Here is a 20,619-nt window from a genome sequence, read left to right as displayed (position 1 = left end):
ACTTGACGAATACTGCTGACCGCGTCTCTGATGAATATGTTGCACCTTATCCCCAACTGTCTTGTCCTTAAATACGTCTTGTCCCAAAAGGCCTATTGGCTGGGTGCGGCAATCGGAATTTTTGCAAAAGCATTAGTATGCCATTCTCTCTCAACTTTTTTTCAGGTAATTTGAACGGTTTTCGGAAAAAAGTAGCCATTGCAGAAATAACACCGGACGAATTGTTTGAGGCACCTTTAATTTGCCGAATCATTGCCCTCCGACCTTTCTCTTTAATTGCACTTTTTCTCACCTTTTCAACAACAACTACTACTTATGAAACATTTTTTTACCCTGCTCCTGCTTTCCACCATTGTGGCAGGGAAGATGGGGGCGCAGTCCTTCATCCCTCCGGTCTGTCAATCAGGCCAGCCAATAAGCTCTCCAACCTGTGTCTCGGCGTGTGTCAACTGCGACATGAACAGCGGTTTTGACGACCAGCTTTTTGCCTTCCCATTTCCTGACATTGTGGTGAATTTTTGCGTTGATGCACCGGGGCAAGGCCCTCTTGTGCTCACGAACGCTCGTTGGTATGCCTTTATCGCGGGCTCGTCATTTGTTGAGTTTTCTTTTAAAACCACAGGTTGCTCAAGCGGCAGCAACATTGACGTAGGCCTTTTTGCTTATTGTCCCACGTCGGGGCCGGGGAATGAGGCGTTAAGTTGCGCCACCCCTCTCGACCCAAATAACCCCACTCTTTCATTCAATGGGTTGAGCGTCGGCGACGTGTATCTGTTGGTGGTGGACGGTGACAACGGTGCTGTTTGCAAATACAGCGTTATTGTCTCACAAGGCTCGGCCAATCCCCCCAATCTGGGGCCTTTGGGTGTAATAAGTGGGCCTACCGAAGTCTGCCCGAAAGCCAAAGTGAAATACAGTGTGCCACCCGTAACGTTTGCCACTACCTACACATGGACGGCGCCTCCGGGTTCAAAAATAGACGGTGGCTCCAACATTGTGACAAAGTATGTGATTCCTGGCACGTTGTTTACCGCCAACACGGTTGAGGTAGAGTTCGGGCCTGTGGGCGGCAATGTCTGCGTGTCGGTCTCGTCGCCATGCAAAGACCCCGTCACCACCTGCCTGCCAGTGACTAACACCGCGATTCCAATTACCGTCTTGGATAGCGAAGTGTACTGCTACGAACAGCTTCCCATTATTTGGTCCGAGCAGCCTTACACGGCGCTGCTCACACCCGGCACTTACACATTGACTTCCACGCCGTATCAATCGTATTTGGGCTGCGATAGCGTGGTGCGGCAGGAGATCAAGGTTCTTCCCCGAAAGTTCAGGGTGTTGCCAGTCAACTACCTATGTGAGCCTGAGTGTTTTTACGTCAATGGATTTGAGTTCTGCGAAACAGGTACTTATCTCGAAATCGTTCCCTCCGCTGATGGATGCGACAGCACTGTCCAATTTTCACTCGTAAAAATCCCAGTGAAGGCAGCGGCGCAGGTATCCGACACGCTCACCTGCACGAAAACCGAAGTGCTTTTGACGAGCAACGGCTCGTCGCAAGGCAACACCGTGTTCTACGAATGGCTCAACCCTTCCGGCCAGACCATCAGCACTCAAAGCACTGCCTTGGCTACCGTGCCGGGCGCTCACACGCTTATCGTGACCAATTTCGGAGGTGGCAAGGCTTGCAAAGACTCCGTAATGGTCATGGTGGCTGCCGACACAACCCTGCCACAGGCTAATGCGGGACCTGACATGATGCTGTCGTGCGCCCAAGCACAGATACAATTGCAGGGTGCAGGTTCCGCCGGCCCTCAATACTCCTACCTGTGGGTTGCATCCAATGGCGGCAACATCGTGTCAGGGGGAGCAACTTTGACCCCCATAGTGAATGCTACGGGCCTGTACATTCTGTATGTGACAGATAATGAAAACGGCTGTGTTTCTTTTGATGTAACAAAAGTCACTGCGCAAACCCTCCCCCCGACAGTCAGTGCCCAAGGTGGCTCCCAAACCTGTGTACAGCCAAGCGTCACCTTGCAGGCCACCACCAATGCCGCAAACCCGACTTTCCTTTGGAACGGCCCTGGCGGCTTTACTTCCAATCAGCAAAACCCAACGGTGAATACGCCCGGCAACTACACCATCATCGTCACGGATGGCGCTACGGGCTGCTCCAACTCAGCCGTCGCTATCGTAGTTGATGATGCCCAACTTCCCGGCGCTTCAGCAATCGGCGACACGCTGACTTGCGCCGACACGGATGTCGTCATCAGCGGCAGCTCGCCAGCCTCGAATCCTACTTTCTCATGGTCAGGCCCGAACGGGTTCGCCTCCATGCTGCAAAACCCAACTGTCGGGCTTCCGGGCAACTACATTTTGACCGTAACAGGTTCAAACGGCTGCTCCAGCACCGCTACCGCTGTCGTCTCGCAAAACATCGCCTTTCCGGGTGCTACGCTTAGTGTTACTGGCAATCTGAACTGCAACAATGCCAACACCAATCTGGTCGCCACCAGCAACCCGCCCGCTAGCATCCTCAACTTCACTTGGACCAACCCCGACGGCTCCACCACTAACACGGGCAACAACCCCGCGCTCAATGTCAATCAGCCCGGTGCTTACAGCGTAATGGTCACCAACACCATCAATGGCTGCACCAGCACCGCCACTACTACGGTGATTCAAAATCCGAACGTGACCGCCTCTGCCGCGGGCAACAACGTGTTGTGCAACGGTGCCCAAAACGGCAGCGCGACCGTCACGCCGGGCGGCGGCAACAACACCTACACTTATCTGTGGAACACGGGTGCCAATACGCCTACCATCAACAACCTCGGTGCTGGCACCTACACGGTGACGGTGACCGATGGCGAAAACTGCACGGCCACCGCAACCGTGACGGTCACGCAGCCTACCTTGCTGCTGGCCAATGCCAGCGCCACCCCGCAAACAGGCAACGGAACCATAGACGGCACTGCTACTGCTGCCCCAACAGGCGGCACCCCGACCTACTCGTTCAATTGGAACACAGGTGGTACCACGGCGACCATCACCAACCTTTTGCCGGGCAACTACTCGGTCACCGTGACGGACATCAATGGTTGCACAGCGGTCGCGGTCGTCACCGTGAACGCATTTAATTGCACCATCGCAGCGACCGTGCAATCGCAAAATGTAAGTTGCGCAGGTGCCAATGACGGTTCAGCCACCATTACCGTTACGAACGGCGTTGCGCCTTTCACTTATTCTTGGAGCAATGGGGGAGAGACCAGCACCATAGAAAACCTGGCACCCGGCTCCTATTCCGGCACCGCTACCGATGCTGCGAATTGCCCGACAGAGGTCTTGGTCTTGATAACAGAGCCTGCCCCGCTGCTGGCCAATGCTTCCTCGACCAATGCAACTGGCCCCGGCATCAACGATGGCACCGCTACTGCCGGCTCAACAGGGGGCACACAACCATATTCTTATTTGTGGACAACGGGCGAAACCACTGCAAGTATTGCGAATTTGGCACCGGGAACCTACGGCGTAACGGTTTCTGATGCCAACGGCTGCACCGCTACCGGGTCAGTGGAAGTGATAGCCAGCGAGTGTGGCCTTTCCTCTGATTTTCTGGCTGTTAACCCCTCTTGCAATGGGTTGACGAATGGCCAAATAACTGTGCTTATCACGGGAGGCAACGGGCCATTCTCTTATCTGTGGAGTTCAGGCGGCACCGCTCAGACGGAGAGCAATCTCGGCGAAGGCACATATACGGTCTCCGTCACAGATGCCGAGGGATGCCAAATAACGAGCAGCGTCGCTTTGACACAACCACCTTTGCTCACAATAGTGACGGAAAGCATAACAAACACCGATTGTGCTGGCCTCCCGAAAGGCTCCGCCACCATATCAGCGGAGGGCGGAACGGGCACTATATCAATCGCCTGGAGCAACGGCCAAACCGGGCCTACCGCTATCAACCTCGTAGCGGGCAGTTTTGGGGCAACCGCAACCGACGCAAACGGCTGTACAGCCACCACCTCGGTTACTGTTAATGCAGTGGACACTGAATCGCCAGTGATTGTCGGCGGGCCAGTTGACGTGGCGCTTGGTTCGACTGGCACCGTGACGCTGACCGCGCAACTGCTTGGCGTGACCGCTACCGACAACTGCGCCGTGAGCAGCATCACGATTGCGCCGACCAATTTCAACTGCACTCAATTAGGGCCGCAATCCATCACGGTGACCGCGACGGACGATGCGGGCAACACAAGCACGGCCATCGTGGTAGTCACCATCATTGACAACTCGCCACCAACCACCAGCTGCCCGCCAAGCATAGTCCGTTGCTTTGGCAACAACGTCGTTCAATACGGCGCACCCGTTGCCACCGACAACTGCCTTGGAAATGGCGGCTTCTGGACACTCTCGGCAGGTTTGCCAAGCGGTGCCACCTTCCCCTTGGGCGTGACGACCAACACCTATACATACACGGATGCGGGTGGCAACGCAGGCTCTTGTAGCTTTGAGGTGACGATTCTCAACCAAATAGTGGTCAACGCCGATGTTACGGACGATTTTAACAACCAGAGCGTCGGTGCGATAAACTTGACCGTCACGGGTGGCCTTCCTCCATACACCTATGTCTGGACCAAGAACGGCCAACCGTTCCCGGCCAACACAGAAGACCTGACAAATCTGGGTGCTGGAGAATACGTTGTTGTTGTCACCGATGCCTTTGGCTGCACGATTCAGAGCCAAACCTTTGAAGTGCGCAACACGGTGGATGCCAAAGAGCCGAACTGGGCTTCGGAACTGCTCATCAGGCCGAATCCGACCAGTGGCCATGTATCTATCATTTTCCCCGACGGGGTAAATGACGAAGTGCAACTAACGGTGCTCGACATGACCGGACGGCGCGTTATCCAACAATTCGCCACCGCACCCACACAATTGGATTTGGACTTGTCCAGCCTGCCAAGCGGCGTTTACCCGATTCTGTTGCGCGTCAAAGATGAAATGCTCGCGCGGCGGATTGTGGTAAGCAAATAATTTTTTCGCAGCCGAAAAAACAAGTTGTCTCCGAAAGAGGCTTTGAATTGTTGCGTTTGAGGCGGCGACTGGTGCAGTCGCCGCCTCATTGCGTTGAAAACCCATCGGCATAAAACAAATCAATGCCCGCCACCCATCGGTGCGGGTGCTTGCCCTCCATCGCTTTTCGCGAGTTTCACAAACAACACCGCTACCGCGCCGCAGAGCAGCAGCGCCCCCGCCAGCCGAATCACATTTTCGGGATTGCCGCCGAGCCAAGCCCGATAGTAGAGCGGCAAGGTGAAAATCTGAATCATCATCGGAATCACGATGAACATATTGAAGATGCCCATGTACACACCCGTGCGTTCGGGGGGGATGCAGCCCGCGAGCATGATGTAGGGGTTGCCCATCATGCTTGCCCAAGCCAAGCCGATGCCGAGCATCGGAATAAACAACATGGGCTTGTTGCTAATCTCCGGGATGCACATCATGCCGATACCCGCCAACGTGAGGCAGATGCTATGCGATATTTTCGGCCCGAATCGCTTGGTGAACGGCATGAGCGCAAACGCCCCAACGAAGGCGATGAAATTGTAGAAGCCGCCAATCTGCCCGTTCATCAGCCCCGCCTCGCGGAAGCCTGCCGATGTTTCTTCCGTAGTGCCAAAAAAAGTGGTGGAGAGCGACAACACGATATATTGCCAATAACAAAACATCGCGTACCACTGAAACAACTTTACCAACGCCAGTTGCTTCATCGTCAGCGGCATATCTTTGATGGCCTCCCATATTTCCTTAAAAGTGTTTTTCAGCCCGAGCGGCGCTTGGCGAATGCGCTCCATCTCCTCTTCGCTTAGTGGGTTTTCCTTTGTGGTCTTCACCGTCCAGAGGATGGAAAAAATGGAAAAGAACGCGCCAATGATGAACGCCGCTACCGTGATGTAAGGGATGTTTTTGGCGTTCACCGCGTCCTTGTTCATGCCGATGAACACCAAAATGGATGGCGTGAGATACGACAGGGTTTGCCCCAAGCCCGTGAAGGCGCTCTGCGTCAGGAAGCCAGTAGAATGTTGTTTTTCATCCAATTTGTCGCTCACGAAAGCGCGGTACGGCTCCATCGTCACGTTGTTCGCCGCGTCGAGTATCCAGAGCAGACCCGCCGCCATCCACAAGGTGCTGCTGAAAGGCATAAAAAAAAGGCTAATGCTGCAAAACACAGCCCCAATGAGGAAATAAGGCGTTCGCCGGCCCAATTTACTCGTCGTCTTGTCGCTCATGGCTCCGATAATCGGTTGCACGATTAACCCGGTCATTGGCCCGGCCAGCCACAGGTAGGGCAGGCTGGCCTCGTCGGCACCCAAGTATTTGTAAATTGGGCTCATGTTGCTCTGCTGCAACCCGAAGCTGTACTGTATCCCGAAGAAACCAAAGTTCATATTGACGATTTGCCAAAAACTCAGGTGCGGTTTTGTGTTTGCCATGATGATAAAAATAATTTGTGGCAAACGTAAGATGGGGAAGCGATACTGGACGAAAAAAATTTGGAACCTTTTACAATCCCGCAAGCCACTGGCACAGCACGGTGGTCGCCTCCGCGATTTTGGGGCAGTGGGCTTCCACAAAATCGTCGTCCGGCTCCCGTCCGGCCGGCAATGCCCGGCAGGCCTCCAACACCTCCCGACCATCGAAATCAACATAGGACAAGCGTGTACTAAAGGTGGATTCCCGACAGCCAAAATCGGAACCGGGCAGCAGGGCCACGCCAGCCTCGTCGAGCAGTAGCCGGCAAAAATCTCGGTCTGTGGCAATGCCGCGCCGATGCAGCGCGTCGCGGTAATGTCCAAAATCGGGGAAGAGGTAAAAGCCGCCTTGGGGGTGTGGTATCTCAACCTTGGCCTGCTGGAGGCGGACGCGCATGTAGCTGCCTACTGCCGCCAATGAGCGACGCACCAAGCCGAGATATTCCTCTATTTCGGGTGTTTCGAGAAAGGCGCTCACGGCAGCGTATTGGATGGGTGCACTGGTGGAGGTAAAGGTTTCGCTGGCGCAAATGGTCATGGCCTGCATGAGGCGTTTCAGCCCATTGGGAAACACAAAAAAGCCTAAACGCCAGCCACCTGCGCCACACCATTTGCTGAGGCCACCACTAATAATGGTGCCTTCGGGATAAAACTGTGCGATAGAGGTGTGCGCTCCTTTGTGGTCGAGTTCGCTGTAAATTTCATCGGATAGCACAATGACCTTGTAGTGCCGCGCTACTTCTGCCATCGTCATCAGGGTCTGCCGGTCATAGGTGGTGCCAGTGGGGTTGGCCGGATAGTTCAGAATGACGAGCCGAGGGCGTTCGGGGTCGGCGGCACAAATCGCCTCCAACTCATCGGGCATGAGCAACAGCCCGTTGGAAATGCGCGTGCCTACGCGCGTCACGCTGCGCCCGATGATTTGCGCCTGTGGCGCATAAGAAACCCAGCTGGGTGCCGGGATGACGATTTCGCCGTAGTACGACAGCTGGAGCAAGAACATGAGCTCCTTCGACCCGGGGCCTATTAGCACCTCATCGGGCGTGGAGCGGGTGCCTTTTCGGTGGTTGACAAAATTGGAAATGGCTTCTCGCAGCGCGGGAAGCCCCCTCACGGCGAGGTAATCTTTTTCGTGGGCGTGTTCTTTCAAGGCGTTCACGACCAAATCCGGCACAGGGAAAGGTGACTGCCCAAAGCCGAGCTTGAACACTTTTTTCCCCTGCCGTTCGAGCAGCTTCGATTTTTCATTGATGGTGACGGTGGCGGAAGTGCTTAACCCAAATAAATTTTGATTGATAACGGTGGGTATGGGAGCGTTTGACAGCATGATTAAAAAACAAGATGATGAGAGGTGAAAAAGGCTAACAAACCCTTTTGTCGAAAGGTTTTGCGGACACAAGGATAGGCACTGCGCCCCGAACAAAAAACGAACCCCACGCAACGAACAACCTTTTGCTACCTTTGCCGGACTACCCCGACCGTATATAGTATAACAACCCGGCCCGTACTATCCGGCATGAAGGTTACTGCCGCCCAACTCGCTCAACTCCTCGAAGGCTCGCTCGAAGGCGACCCGAATGTCACTGTCAGCCGTCCTGCTCGCATCGAACAAGCAGGCGAAGGCGATATTGCTTTTTTGGACAACGCCAAATACGAATCATTTGCCTACACTACCCAAGCATCTATCCTGCTGGTGCACAAATCCTTTCTGCCAGCACAGAAAGTGAAGCCAACCCTGATTCGGGTGGACGACGTGCGCAGCAGCCTTGCCCTGCTGTTGCACAAGTTCGACGTGGATGCCCAACCCAACGGAGCTTCCGTTTCGGAACAAGCCTCTGTGCACAAGAGCGCCAAAATAGGCATTGGCACGAGCGTGGGAGCCTTCGCGGTCATTGAAGAAGGGGCGGTGATTGGCAACAACTGCATCATCTATCCGCAAGTTTTTATTGGGCGCAATGCCCGCATCGGCGATGGCTGTCGTTTGTTCCCCGGCGTGCGCGTACACTTCGATTGCGTGATTGGCGAGCAATGCACCCTTCACGCCAATGCAGTCGTGGGTGCCGATGGTTTCGGGTTTGCGCTGCAAGAGGATGGGTCTTGGAAAAAGGTGCCTCACGTGGGCAATGTGGTACTCGAAAAAGATGTGGAAATCGGTGCCTGCACTTGCATTGACCGCGCCGCCATCGGGAGCACGGTCATCCATCAAGGTGCCAAACTCGACAACCTCATACACATCGCGCACAACGCCGAAATCGGGTACCACACCGCGCTGGCCGCTCAGGTGGGCGTGGCGGGCAGCACGCGCATCGGCGACCATTGTCAAGTCGGCGGCCAAGTGGGCTTTGCGGGGCACCTCACCATTGCCAACGGCACCCGCATTCAAGCCCAGAGCGGTCTCGGCTCCTCGGTCGAAAAGCCCAATACTGCCTTGTTTGGCAGCCCGGCCATTGGCTACAAAGACTTTATCCGCTCGCACGTCGTGTTCAAACACCTGCCGGCGCTCCAGCGCAAAGTGCTTGAGTTGGAGAAAAAGGTGAAAGACCTCGAAGGAAAATGACGCGACCTATCGCGGCACCTCGATTTTTTTCACGATTTCGTCCAGCACCTCGCGGGTGGTGTAGCCTTCCATTTCTCGTTCTGGCGTGAGTATGACGCGGTGATTGAGCGCCGGATAGGCGACGTATCGAATGTCGTCGGGAGTCACGAAATGGCGCCCTGCCATGGCGGCGACGGCTTTGGCCGTTTTCATCAGGGCGAGCGATGCGCGAGGGCTGGCGCCGAGGAAAAGGTCGGCGTTGTTGCGCGTGTTATGGACGATGGCCGCGATGTAGTCCAACAATTCTTCCCGAATATACACCTGCTCGATGATGCGCTGCGAGTCGGCAATTTCCTTGGGGGTGATGACGGCCCCCACCGTCTCGCGCAGCACCCCAGAAAAGTCGTTTTTGAAGCGCCGTAGGATGGCCTGCTCTTCCTCAAGGCTGGGGTAGTCAAGTATGATTTTGAACAAAAAACGGTCGAGTTGCGCCTCCGGCAATTTGTAAGTGCCTTCCTGCTCGATGGGGTTTTGGGTGGCGACCACGAAAAAGGGCGCTTCCATCGGATAAGTCGTGCCATCCACCGTCACTTGCCTTTCTTCCATCACCTCAAACAAGGCAGCCTGCGTTTTCGCGGGGGCGCGGTTTATTTCGTCTATCAGCACCACATTGGAAAAAATAGGCCCGGATTTGAAGTTGAATTCCGACGTTTTCATGCTGAAAACTGGGGTGCCAATCACGTCGGCGGGCATCAGGTCGGGTGTGAACTGGATGCGGCTAAATCCGGTGTGGATAGTGCGGGCCAAAAGTTTGGCTGTCAGTGTCTTGGCGATGCCGGGCACTCCTTCCAGCAAGACGTGGCCACCCGTGAACAGGGCCACAAGCAATTGGTCGAGCAATGCTTCCTGCCCCACGATGACCTGGGCGATTTGCGCCTTCACGAGTTCTGCGCGCCGCATCACGGGGGCCACGTCAAGTGAATGACCGTGCCCCTCCGTCTCGCCCGGGGGGCTGTTGGTTTCCGTTTCGGTAGGCTCTGAGTTTTTTTCTTCGTTTTCAGACATGATGTTCTATGTTGTTTGAACTGGCGAGAGGCAGTTTCGTCCGTTGTCGCGGAAGCATTTGTTGGTTGGAGGATTTTGCCCGCCGTTCTGCCACACTCATTTTGCTTTTTTCCAAAACTGCTCCATCGCAAGGTGCAAATCTACCATCATTTTTTCGGTCGGTTGATATTGCACCGCGGCGATGTATTGGCTGAAAATATCGCGGACGGCGGTCTCGGGCACCTCCGAGACGGCGGCCAGTCGGTGCATGAAATCGCCGTCGAGACGCGGTTGGTGCGTTTCGGGGGCAAGGTGGGCCACCAAGCCATAACGCTCGCGGATTTGATGGATGAACAGTTTCATGCCCTGAACGCAAAGCCCTTGATAGTTTTTTTCCCTAAAATGCAGGTGCGCGATGGTGCTGATGAACTCGTAGGAGGAGTTTTCATTTTTGGGCAAAACAGGGATGATGCGTTGGCGGCGCTTGGCTCGGAAAATCAGCCAAACGAGCGCCAGCCCAACCAACAGGTACCACGCCCATGCCAACGACGGCTGTTTGAGCACATAAGAAAGTGGATGCTCCTCCTCAAGGGAGCGCGAGAAGGCGCTTCGATTGCGCCGACGGGCGACGGCTTCAGGCACTCGGCTCATTGCATCCCAGTAGATATCGCCCTCTGGCAGCCACGAGAGCACACCCTCCACATACTTGCGGGTGTTGGGTTGCAACAGGCTGTAGTTGGAAAAAACGATGGGGTTCGTATGCAGCAAAAATTGCCCCTTCCCGTAAGTGAATTTGGCAAAATTGATAAACGAACGGTTCAGGTAGCCCAACGGAAAGTGGGGCAACGAGTCGCAGAAATACCGCTCTTCGATAAAATGCCAATTGTAGGGTTTGGGCGTGTTTTGGTGGGCGTAGTGAAACATTGCCGAGTCGGTCTTGGGTTCGCGCAGCGACATAATCACCTCGCTGGACACGAGTGTGCCGTAGTCATTCCACACAGCCTCCGGGCATTCGTTGTAGTAGAGGTCGAACATGAGGTCGAACGGGATGGTCTTGCTCGAGACCAATGCCGTGTTGCCCATTTCCACGAATTGGAGCAGGTGTTCGGTACTCGCCGAATCCATGTAGATGGCTTCTCCGACGAATACATAGCTGGCCTGCCCCGTAGCATCAAGCGGCAGCTCTTTCGTGATGCTTTTGTTGAGATTGAGCAGTTTTTTGTTTGGGAAATAAGAGGAGAGCAGGCGGTGAAGAATTTGGGTTCCGTAAGGCTCGGCATTGGTCTCGCTGTATGCCTTTTTCGACCACGCATCGCTCCAGTCGAATCGAGGTCGCCCCGAATCGTAGTTGAGATACAACCCCACCGCCAGCAGCACGACGGCCAGCAGCGCAATGAGCAGTGGTGTGCGATTGGAAGACATTTTTGAGCGCGATTGGGTGTGTGTTGTAACGTGCGTTTTGCTACAAAGTCGCTAAGGCACAAAGGTTTGGAAATCAACCATATTCAGGCGGCGACTTGAAGTCGCCGCCTGAATGGCACACGTTTTCAGCAGGGCGCTTCAACGCCGACTTCGCATTATTTGATGACGCGCATTTTCATCTTCACGTCTTTCACCGGGCGGTCGCCGGGAGCAGTTTGCACAGCGGCGATTTTGTCAATGACATCCAAGCCTTTGATGACTCTGCCGAACACCGTGTAGTCGCGGTCGAGGAAAGGGGTGCCGCCGACTTCGACGTAGGCTTTGCGCTGTTCGGGTGTGTAGTGAAACCCTTTGGATGCCTCGATTTGGTTGAGCGTCTCTTCCTTGGCTGGCCCGCCGCCTTGCACGATGTAAAACTGCGAACCGGATGATTTTTTCTCCGGGTTGTTGGTGCGGGCAGCAGCAAGCGCGCCTTTGATGTGCACTAGCGAATCCACGAACTCGGCGGGGATTTGGTAATTGGGGCCACCCATGCCAAGCGCCTTGCCAGCCGGGGCATTGCGCGAATCGGGGTCGCCGCCCTGGATCATGAAGCCATTGATGACGCGGTGGAAAAGCAGGTCGTTGTAGTAGCCTTCCTCGGCCAGTTTGATAAAGTTGTCGCGGTGTTTGGGGGTGGAGTTGTAGAGTTCGGCGGTCATGGTGCCAAACTCGGTTTCGATTTCCACGAGGCAGCGCTCGGGTGCGGTAATTTGTACCATTTGTTTCTTAATAACTGTTTTAGAGCCTTTTGTGGCTTTGAGTGTGACTTCGTAGTTGCCGCTGTGCGTGTAGCGGTGGACGGGAGCGGCTGCCGTGGAGGTGGCGCCATCGCCGAAATCCCAAGCATAGCTATCGGCTTTCACCGAGTGGTTGAGGAAAGCTACTTCCACCGGGGCGATGAGCTTGCCGGTGGGGTAAGTAAAGTCTGCCACGGGTTTTACGGCGCAGGATGTGAATAGGATGGCTGCGAGTAGTGTGGGGAAAATGAGTTTTTGCATAAAAGATGATGGTTGAAATGTCAGGAAAATAGATTGGCTGCGGCGGGAGCCGCACAAGTCTATGAGCGGCAAAGATGCGACGAAGGGCGGATTCGTCACAATTTACAATTCCCCAGCCAAGAGCCGTAGCCGTATTTCCGTGTCTTTCAGCCCATACAGCACGAGGTTGCGCCGCGCCAAAGCCTGTTCGAGGGTGTTTTGGGCGGTTTGCACTTCGAGGGCGTTCGTCTGGCCGAGGCGGAAACGCTCCGTGCTTACGTTGAGGCTTTCCCGTGCGTTTTTCACGTTGTCTTCCTCCAAGGCGAGCACTTGTTGGTTGGTCTTAAAAAAAATGAGTTGGTTGTCCAGCTCTGCCTCCACCAAGAGGCGTTGGGCTTCCAATACATAGTTGGCTTGTTCGGCTTGTACCCTTGCTACCTCCACTTGGCGTTTGAGGTCGCCACCCGTGTAGAGTGGGACGACGAGGCCGGCGCCCACGGTGAGGCCTGCTTGGGTGTTGTTGAGCAAGAAGCCCGCGCCATTGTCGGAACGCTGGGCGCTGAGTTGGCTGATGCCGGTGATGCGGGGCTTGTTGAGGGTGCGGTTTTCGTCCACGATGAGGGCTGCTACTTCCGCGTTCTTTTTCATGGAAAGCAGGCCGGGGTTTTGCCGCATTATTTTCTCCAAAAGCGCGTCGCGGTCGGGGGTGTAGGTGTTGGCGAGGTTTTCATCCACGTCGAAGGGGGTTTCGGGCGGGCGCACGAGCAGGCGGTTGAGCTCGCGTTTGGCGGCGCTGGTGGCGGCTTCCTGATTGAGCAAGTCGGCGCGGCGCTGGTTGAGGTCAATGCGGGCTTGGAGGGCGTCGGTTTGGGCGGCAAAGCCTGCGGCGAGCCGGGCCTCGGCGATACGCAGCCGCTCTTCGTTGAGCGTGATGACTTCGGCAAAGGCGCGTTCGTTGAGGCGACTGCGCACGATGTTGTAGTAGGTCTGCAACACGATGGCTGTCGTCTGCTGCACTTGGTTTTGGAGGTTCAGTTGGCCGAGCGATTCGAGTTCTTCGAGGCGCTTTTTGGCGATGTGCATACGTCGGCCATCGAAGAGTGTCCAGTTGAGTTGCACGCCTGCGTTAGCCACGTTGAAAGGTGCGCCCAAGGCGTCGAACTCGTTGCCGTTGGCGAGTCTTTGCTGGAAGGCGCTCAGGGTGAAGTTTTCGTTGGCGACGAAATTCACGGTGGGCAACATTCCGGCGTTGGCCTTGATGTTGTTGAGTTTTGCGATTTCGGCATCGGCGCGGCTGAGGCGGATGTCGTAGTTGTTTTCCAAGGCGATGCGCACGGCTTCGCCGGGTGTTAGGATGGGGGCGGGAGCATCCTGACCACGCAAAAACAAGGACAGGAGGAGACAGGGGAGCAAAAGGTGTTTTTTCATACGACAAATGTAAAACGGCATAAACGCTGGATTGGATGTTGGGGTTTTAAAAGTTGGAACAACAGTATGAGGGTGTATTTCAGATTGTCGCTTTTTTACGCCGGGACAACGTTCCGATTTACTTGCGACTATTTGAAACCCACCCCAGTATGAAGCCATGCGCGAAACGGCAACTTAATCCCCATTCGGTCGTTGTAGGGGCATACTTTGCTGGTCATGTCTTACCTGCCACTTTTCCCGCTCAATCTGGTCGCCTTCCCCGGCGAAAAACTCAATCTGCATATTTTCGAGCCGCGCTATCGTCAGCTTATCAATGAGTGTATCGAGCAGAACTCCACGTTTGGCGTGCCTACTTTTCTGAACAACTCGTTGCCGGGCTATGGGACGGAAATGCAAGTGACGGAATTGGTGACGCGCTACGAGGATGGCCGCATGGATGTTCGCACAAAAGGCGTGCGCGTGTTTCGCCTGCTTGATTTTGAAAATCCCGCTCCGGGCAAGTTGTATGCGCACGGCGATGCTTTTTTTTATCCCGAACCTGTTTCCTCTTCGCTCGCGCTGCCTCAATTGGTGGATTTGGTGGAGAAACTTTATGCTATTTTCAAAACAACGCCGCCTTTTGATACCTCGTCCTCACAGCTTTTTTCCTATCAAATCGGGCATGGTGTGGGGTTGCCGCTTGAGGGCGAATACGAGTTGCTGACGTTGGAGAACGAGATGGAGCGCCAAGAGTTTTTGCGCGACCATCTTCGGGAGGTGCTGCCAGTGGTGGAAAACATGGAGCGCACGAAAGAACGCATTCAGATGAACGGGGATTTCAGACAATTTGGGTCGCCTCTGCCTTGAAGGCTCGTTGTGGGTGTGGGCTGTTTTATTACAAGGTTTTTTTTGAAAGATTGGTCAGCCCCAAGCGCAGAGGACTCTGTTGTCAAGCTTATATGTTTTTGACAGGATTTACAAGATTTGCAGGATAGATGCGGCGGATTTGCCGCCAAAAACCCTGTAAATCTTGTAAATCCTGTCAAAAAAGACAGCGCCTGTCGGTCGGGAACATGGGCGGCTATTGAAAAAATGTCTTTGACGTTGGCCGTCATGCCATTTCAGGCTCTTTCTTCTCTTCTTTTTGCTCAACACTTTGCCGCGGCCCTTCTTCCTCATGCGCCCAGGGGGCTTGGTGCCGCTGTTTGCCGCTCAGGAATGTGTACATGGCGGGGATGACGAACAGCGTGAGCAGCAAGGAGAACAACAATCCGCCCACCACCACCATGCCCAACGGAATCCGGCTCGTGGAGGCTGCCCCAAACGCCAGCGCGATGGGCAAGGCGCCGAGCACGGTGGCCAGTGTCGTCATCAGAATGGGGCGCAGGCGGGCTTGGGCGGCCTCGAACACGGCTTGCTTTTTGGGCATTCCCGCGTCGCGTTTCTGATTGGCGAACTCGACGATGAGAATGCCGTTTTTTGTGACGAGGCCGATGAGCATAATCATGCCGATTTGCGAGAAGATGTTGAGGGTGTTCCCCGTGATGGAAAGGGTGAGGAACGCTCCCGCGATGGCCAGGGGCACCGTGAGCATGATGATGAACGGGTCGCGAAAGCTTTCGAATTGGGCAGCCAAGATGAGATAGACTAGGCACAAGGCCAAGATGAAAGCGAACATGGTGTTGCCGCTGCTCTCGCGGAAATCGCGCGAGGCACCGCTGAGGTCTGTCACAAAAGTGTCGTCGAGCAATTTGGCTGCGATGGCCTCCATCGCCTCGATGCCTTCGCCCAGCGTTTTGCCGGGCGCGAGTGCCGCACTGATGGTGGCTGATTTGTAGCGATTGTGGTGATAGTATTGGGGCGGGTTGCTGGTCTCCTCTATGCGCACGATGTTGTCGAGTTGAATCATGTCGCCTCGGTTGTTGCGCACATAAAGGTTTGCAAGGTCGAGCGGTTCGTCGCGGTTGGAGCGGTCCACTTGTCCGATGACTTGGTATTGTTTTCCTTCTTTCAAAAAATAGCCGAAGCGCCGCCCGGAGAGCGCCATTTGCAATGTGGAGCTCACATCAAGCACGCTCACGCCCAATTCGGCTGCTTTCAGGCGGTCAATGGAAACTTGCAGCTCTGGTTTGTTGAATTTCAGGTTCACATCCACATTGGCAAAGGTGGAGTCTTTGCGGGCTTCTTCGAGGAATTGCGGGACAACCTCTTTCAGTTTTTCAAAATTCAAATTTTGCAGCACGAACTGCACGGGCAGCCCGCGCCCGAACCCGACGGTGATGGTCTCTTCTTGGTTGGGGAATATCCGCGCTTCCGGCATTCGGCGGGTCATGGCCAACAGTTGGTTGTATATCTCCTGTTGGCTGCGCTTGCGCTGGTCTGGCTCGGGCAGCAGAAGACTGACAAAACCAAAATTGGTGCTGCTCGCCCCAAAGCCGGGTGCGGTGATGCCAAACACCATTTCATGCTCGGGCACAGAATCCATGATGGTCTTGGCGATGTTGTAGATGATGCTTTCCATCTGGTCGTAGTCTGTGCCTTCGGGCGCAGACACGTTGGAGCGTATGATGCTGCGGTCTTCAAGTGGGGCGAGCTCGCTCTTCAAGGTTTGGCCGAAGTACCAAATCATGCCAAAGCAACCCAGCAGAATGGCCATACTGCTCCACCGATAGCGCATGAAAGAGCGCAGCGCAGTGCCATACACCCTGTCCATTGCTTTGAAAAACGGCTCGGTGGCGTTGTAAAACCACCCGTGTTTCACATAGCCGCCCAACTTTACGTTCAAAACGGGTGTCAGGGTGAGCGACACAAATGCTGAAATCAATACCGCCCCTGCTATCACCACCCCAAATTCGCGGAACAATCGGCCGGTGAAGCCTTGCAAGAAAACCACAGGGATGAACACCACTGCCAGCGTGACGGAGGTGCTGATGACGGCGAAGAAAATTTCTTTGGTGCCTTCTCGGGCCGCCGTCCACTTGTCCATGCCCGCCTCCATTTTTTTGAAGATATTCTCCGTCACCACAATGCCGTCGTCCACCACGAGACCCGTAGCCAGCACGATGGCCAACAGCGTGAGCACATTGATGCTAAACCCAAAAATATACATCAGGAAGAAGGCCCCGATGAGCGACACGGGGATATCCACCAAAGGGCGCAGGGCGATAATCCAATTGCGGAAAAACAGGAAAATGATGAGCACCACGAGCGCGACGGCGATGAAAATGGTCTCCGTGACCTCGCTGACGGCGCGGCGCACAAAGCGCGATTTGTCAATGCCCACGCTCATCACGATGTCGGGGGGCAATTCTTTTTTGATTTGCTCGTAGCGGCGATAAAACTCGTCGGCAATCTCCACCCAGTTGCTGCCCGGCTGCGGGATGATGGCCATAGAGACGCCTTGCACGAGGTTGCGTCGAGCGCCGGTTTCCTCGTTTTCGGGGCCAATCATGGCTTCGCCGATGTCGCGGAAGCGGATGGTTTGCCCCGCTGTTTGCCGCACTATCATGTTGTTGAAGTCCTCCTCCGTTTGTAGTCGGCCAAAAGTTTTCACCGTCATTTCCGTTGCGTCGCCGCGCACTTTGCCGCCCGGCAGTTCCACGTTTTCGCGGTCAAGAGCAGCCTGAATGTCCTGTACCGTGAGGTTGAAGGCCGCTAATTTGGGCGGGTTTATCCAGAGCCGCATGGAGGTTCTTTTTTGCCCAAAAATGGCAACCTGCGACACGCCGGGGATGGTCTGGATTTTCTCCATAATCACGTTTTCGGCGTAGTCGGATAGCTCCATGATGTTGCGCGTGCTGCTCTGAATCGGCACGAACATGATGGGGTCGCCGCTGGCATCGGCTTTGGTGACGACTGGCGGAGCGTCAATGTCTTGCGGCAAATTGCGCAAGGCTTGGCTCACTTTGTCGCGCACATCGTTGGCCGCCTGTTCGAGGTCAACGTTCAGGTCGAACTCGACGGTGATGTTGCTGTTGCCCAATGCCGATGAGCTGGAAATGGTGCGAATGCCGGCGATACCGTTGATGGCTTTTTCGAGCGGCTCGGTGATTTGGCTCTCGACGACCTCGGCGTTGGCGCCGGTGTAGTTGGTGCGCACAGTGATGTTCGGCGGGTCAATGGCCGGGTACTCGCGCACGCCAAGGAAGCCGTAGCCTATCGCTCCGAAAAAGACGATGAGGATACTCATGACAGCGGCAAGGACGGGGCGGCGGAGGGAGAGTTCTGGTAAGTTCATGTTTTAGGATGTGCGACAAGCGGTGTGGAGGCTAGTGAGGGCATGTAGGAAAAAGCAAAACAGCGAAGGGAGAAGATGGTTTTCGTTTCCAATGGCTCTGAGCAGGGCTTTGGCGGATGGGGATGAGCCACACTTCGAGGCCGTTGTTCACGATGAAAATTTCCTCGCGATTGGCCAAACTGTTTTGGATACTTTTGGAGCGTCCTTTTTGTTCCGGCTGGGTTTGGGCGCGTCGTGGCGCACCTCTTTTCTGAAGCGGCTATCGCTCCGAACGATTCTATGGCAGGTTTTGCTCGCGGGCCGTGCTTTTCGATGCGAAAGTAGTGTGTTTGATGGCGAGTTTTCCTCTAATTTCCCCTCCTAAAACTCAATTTCATAGCAACCCGCATCGGGTGTCACCGCGTCGCGGCTTTTGCCGTCCAAGTCCTTGTCAATGCCGGGAATTGGCATGGCATAGCCGTTGGCGATAGAGCGCATGGTGTCCAATCGGAAAAGGCTTTTGTTGGGGTCAATAAAGATAGTGTCCAGTGTGGTCGCGTTGATGCAAGGCTGGCAACGGTCGAAGAAATCCGGGTAGGCCGTTGCTTTGGTCAGGTCGCGCACGCGCACGATGCAATGGTCGAATCGGAAATCGAACTGCGTGGGGTCGTCCAAGCGGTCGAACAAAGTGATTTGGTCGGGTCGGCTACCCATGAAAATGCAGTTTTTGAATCGCGCCTTGAGAGGGTTCGACACGAAATCAAAGCAAAAATCATCGAGGCATAGCGCGTTGCCCATGCGGAGGGCTTCCCCCCGCACACCATAGTTGGCCGCCGTGCAATAAGTGAAGTTGTATTCGCCTCCATACTCCAATTGGATGGAAAAACCCGTGTTGCGATAAAAAAGGCAGTTTTCAGCGTCAATTTTAGCGTGCACCCCGATGAGGGCGCTGCTGGCGGTGTTGTAAATCTGCGTGTTGCGCAGCGTCACGTCCACTGCCGAATCTGCGCGGATACCGATGATGGAGTTGCGCACGATGCAGTGTTCGATGCGGTGCCCTTTGGTGCCTGCTTGCAGCCATATCCCTGTCCATTGGCCGGCTTCCTCCCTGAATTCCGGCTCCAGCCGGTCGCCCTCGAAAATGACAGGATTTTCCAAAGTGCCCTCCACGATGAGCCGTCCCGTGCCGAAAAAGGCCAAAAAGCCATCGTTGTATCGGTAGATGGCGGTGTCTGTCACTTGACGAGCCAACCCGCCATGCACATATACCCTCGTGCCGGCGGGAATGCGCACCGTGCAGTCATCGATGCCCAACACGCCATAAATGACGTAGGGGCGCGGGTCGTCCCACACCCATTCGCCGCCGTTGCAACTGTAACTCACAATGCCGCTTGCCCCAAAACGCGATGGGAGATACACGGCGTTTTGTCCCCAAGCCTCCAGCACGACGGTTTGCAAATTGCCGTTGGTTTCAAAAAACAAATTTTCAGCCAGCACGAAGGGGCTGGCGCTGGGTGGTTCGTCGGGATTGATGGTGACTTCCGCAAACACATAGAGGCTATCGCGGGGGGCGATTTCGATGTCCGTGTGCAGGTTGCCCGGCAGCCCGTCCACGTTCAGCCGAAAACGCGACGACGTGCCTTTTTCCAAATAAATCCTTGAAATGCGAATGCTTTCCCTGTGGCGATTGTAAATTTTCAGGATACGTGTGGCCGACCCCAACTCGGTGAACGTGGTGTCGAAACGCAACGTGTCGGTGCTGAACTCGAGCTGGTCTGCCGGGTCTGTGGTGAATTTTTCTTTCTGACAAAAAGCAAGCGAAAGCAGTAGTGGCAACAAAAACAGGCTATGGCGAAGTCGCATCGTGTGTGTCCGAAAATAAGTTTGGATGTTGGCGGCAAAGGTAGGAAGGGGGTTGCACGGCACGGCGATAAAATCCATATATGCCAAGTGGCGCAAAACTTCGGCGCAGCAGCACCCGTTGAAAGGTGGGCAAAGATAGAGAACGAGTAAAAAGATATTTCGCACTCTCAAGTTTTTTCCCGCACCATTGCTTCCTGCTCTACGGCCTCGTCAGCGAGATAGGGTACCGTGGGCAAGCTTTTATGATTTCAAGAAACAATGCATCGAGGCATAAAGGCTTGGTATGTTATGTAATAGATATCATGTACTTTTATACCTCGCGCCGCCAAGTTTTCAGCATCGTCTAGGGTAACGTTTACTAAACTTTTGAAGTTTAGTAAACGTGATCTCATCCTTCCAACCATGCTGAAAACTTGGCGGCACGAGGTATAGCAACGAGGTTGGCTCAAACCTTTATATTTTCGACTTTGACCGTTGCGCAGGTCTTTTAACTAATCAGATTCAGATTAAAGGAATCAATCGAATAGGTGGTGTAGCTATCTCCTTCAACTCCCGCTACCTCTACAACAACAG

The 20,619-nt window shown here is 54.7% G+C and carries 11 protein-coding genes; 3 read left to right on the top strand and 8 right to left on the bottom strand.

What is annotated here, in order from left to right; translation table 11 throughout:
• Positions 1 to 315 precede the first annotated feature (315 nt).
• Entirely contained in the window at positions 316 to 5,037 is a 4,722-nt protein-coding gene (locus tag KIS77_10485; GenBank protein MCW5922764.1) for a T9SS type A sorting domain-containing protein, read from the top strand.
• A 119-nt stretch (positions 5,038 to 5,156) separates the two neighbouring features.
• Here the strand turns inward: KIS77_10485 and KIS77_10480 are convergent, their stop codons facing one another.
• Both KIS77_10480 and KIS77_10475 read right to left on the bottom strand, forming a co-directional pair.
• Positions 5,157 to 6,500: an MFS transporter gene (locus tag KIS77_10480; GenBank protein ID MCW5922763.1), complete on the bottom strand. Its 1,344-nt coding sequence runs from the start codon at positions 6,498 to 6,500 to the stop codon at positions 5,157 to 5,159.
• Positions 6,501 to 6,570: 70 nt separating this feature from the next.
• Positions 6,571 to 7,866 carry an aminotransferase class I/II-fold pyridoxal phosphate-dependent enzyme gene (locus KIS77_10475; protein MCW5922762.1) on the bottom strand — a complete coding sequence of 432 codons (1,296 nt, stop codon included), beginning with the start codon at positions 7,864 to 7,866 and terminating at the stop codon, positions 6,571 to 6,573.
• A 189-nt stretch (positions 7,867 to 8,055) separates the two neighbouring features.
• Between KIS77_10475 and lpxD the strand changes: the two genes are divergently transcribed.
• Positions 8,056 to 9,096 carry a UDP-3-O-(3-hydroxymyristoyl)glucosamine N-acyltransferase gene (lpxD, locus tag KIS77_10470; protein ID MCW5922761.1) on the top strand — a complete coding sequence of 347 codons (1,041 nt, stop codon included), beginning with the start codon at positions 8,056 to 8,058 and terminating at the stop codon, positions 9,094 to 9,096.
• Positions 9,097 to 9,102: 6 nt separating this feature from the next.
• On the opposite strand, the gene KIS77_10465 is transcribed toward lpxD, so the two are convergent.
• The 4 genes from KIS77_10465 to KIS77_10450 all read right to left on the bottom strand — a co-directional run bounded on the left by KIS77_10465 (position 9,103) and on the right by KIS77_10450 (position 13,988).
• Positions 9,103 to 10,140 carry a MoxR family ATPase gene (locus KIS77_10465; protein ID MCW5922760.1) on the bottom strand — a complete coding sequence of 346 codons (1,038 nt, stop codon included), beginning with the start codon at positions 10,138 to 10,140 and terminating at the stop codon, positions 9,103 to 9,105.
• A gap of 96 nt (positions 10,141 to 10,236) precedes the next feature.
• Positions 10,237 to 11,541 carry a hypothetical protein gene (locus KIS77_10460; GenBank protein MCW5922759.1) on the bottom strand — a complete coding sequence of 435 codons (1,305 nt, stop codon included), beginning with the start codon at positions 11,539 to 11,541 and terminating at the stop codon, positions 10,237 to 10,239.
• A 155-nt stretch (positions 11,542 to 11,696) separates the two neighbouring features.
• Entirely contained in the window at positions 11,697 to 12,581 is an 885-nt protein-coding gene (locus KIS77_10455) for a peptidylprolyl isomerase (protein MCW5922758.1), read from the bottom strand.
• A 102-nt stretch (positions 12,582 to 12,683) separates the two neighbouring features.
• A complete protein-coding gene (locus tag KIS77_10450; GenBank protein ID MCW5922757.1) occupies positions 12,684 to 13,988 on the bottom strand; it encodes a TolC family protein in 1,305 nt (434 codons plus the stop codon).
• A gap of 216 nt (positions 13,989 to 14,204) precedes the next feature.
• Between KIS77_10450 and KIS77_10445 the strand changes: the two genes are divergently transcribed.
• Positions 14,205 to 14,834, top strand: coding sequence for an LON peptidase substrate-binding domain-containing protein (locus KIS77_10445; GenBank protein MCW5922756.1), 630 nt, complete (start codon positions 14,205 to 14,207; stop codon positions 14,832 to 14,834).
• Positions 14,835 to 15,078: 244 nt separating this feature from the next.
• Here the strand turns inward: KIS77_10445 and KIS77_10440 are convergent, their stop codons facing one another.
• Both KIS77_10440 and KIS77_10435 read right to left on the bottom strand, forming a co-directional pair.
• Positions 15,079 to 18,204 carry an efflux RND transporter permease subunit gene (locus tag KIS77_10440; protein MCW5922755.1) on the bottom strand — a complete coding sequence of 1,042 codons (3,126 nt, stop codon included), beginning with the start codon at positions 18,202 to 18,204 and terminating at the stop codon, positions 15,079 to 15,081.
• A 360-nt stretch (positions 18,205 to 18,564) separates the two neighbouring features.
• A complete protein-coding gene (locus KIS77_10435; GenBank protein MCW5922754.1) occupies positions 18,565 to 20,211 on the bottom strand; it encodes a right-handed parallel beta-helix repeat-containing protein in 1,647 nt (548 codons plus the stop codon).
• Between the last annotated feature and the right edge of the window lie 408 nt (positions 20,212 to 20,619).

It is taken from the genome of Saprospiraceae bacterium, from assembly GCA_026129545.1.
Taxonomy (GTDB): Bacteria; Bacteroidota; Bacteroidia; order Chitinophagales; family Saprospiraceae; genus M3007.
The sequence above is the reverse complement of the archived record's forward strand: the minus strand, read 5'-3'. Positions and strand labels throughout refer to the sequence as shown.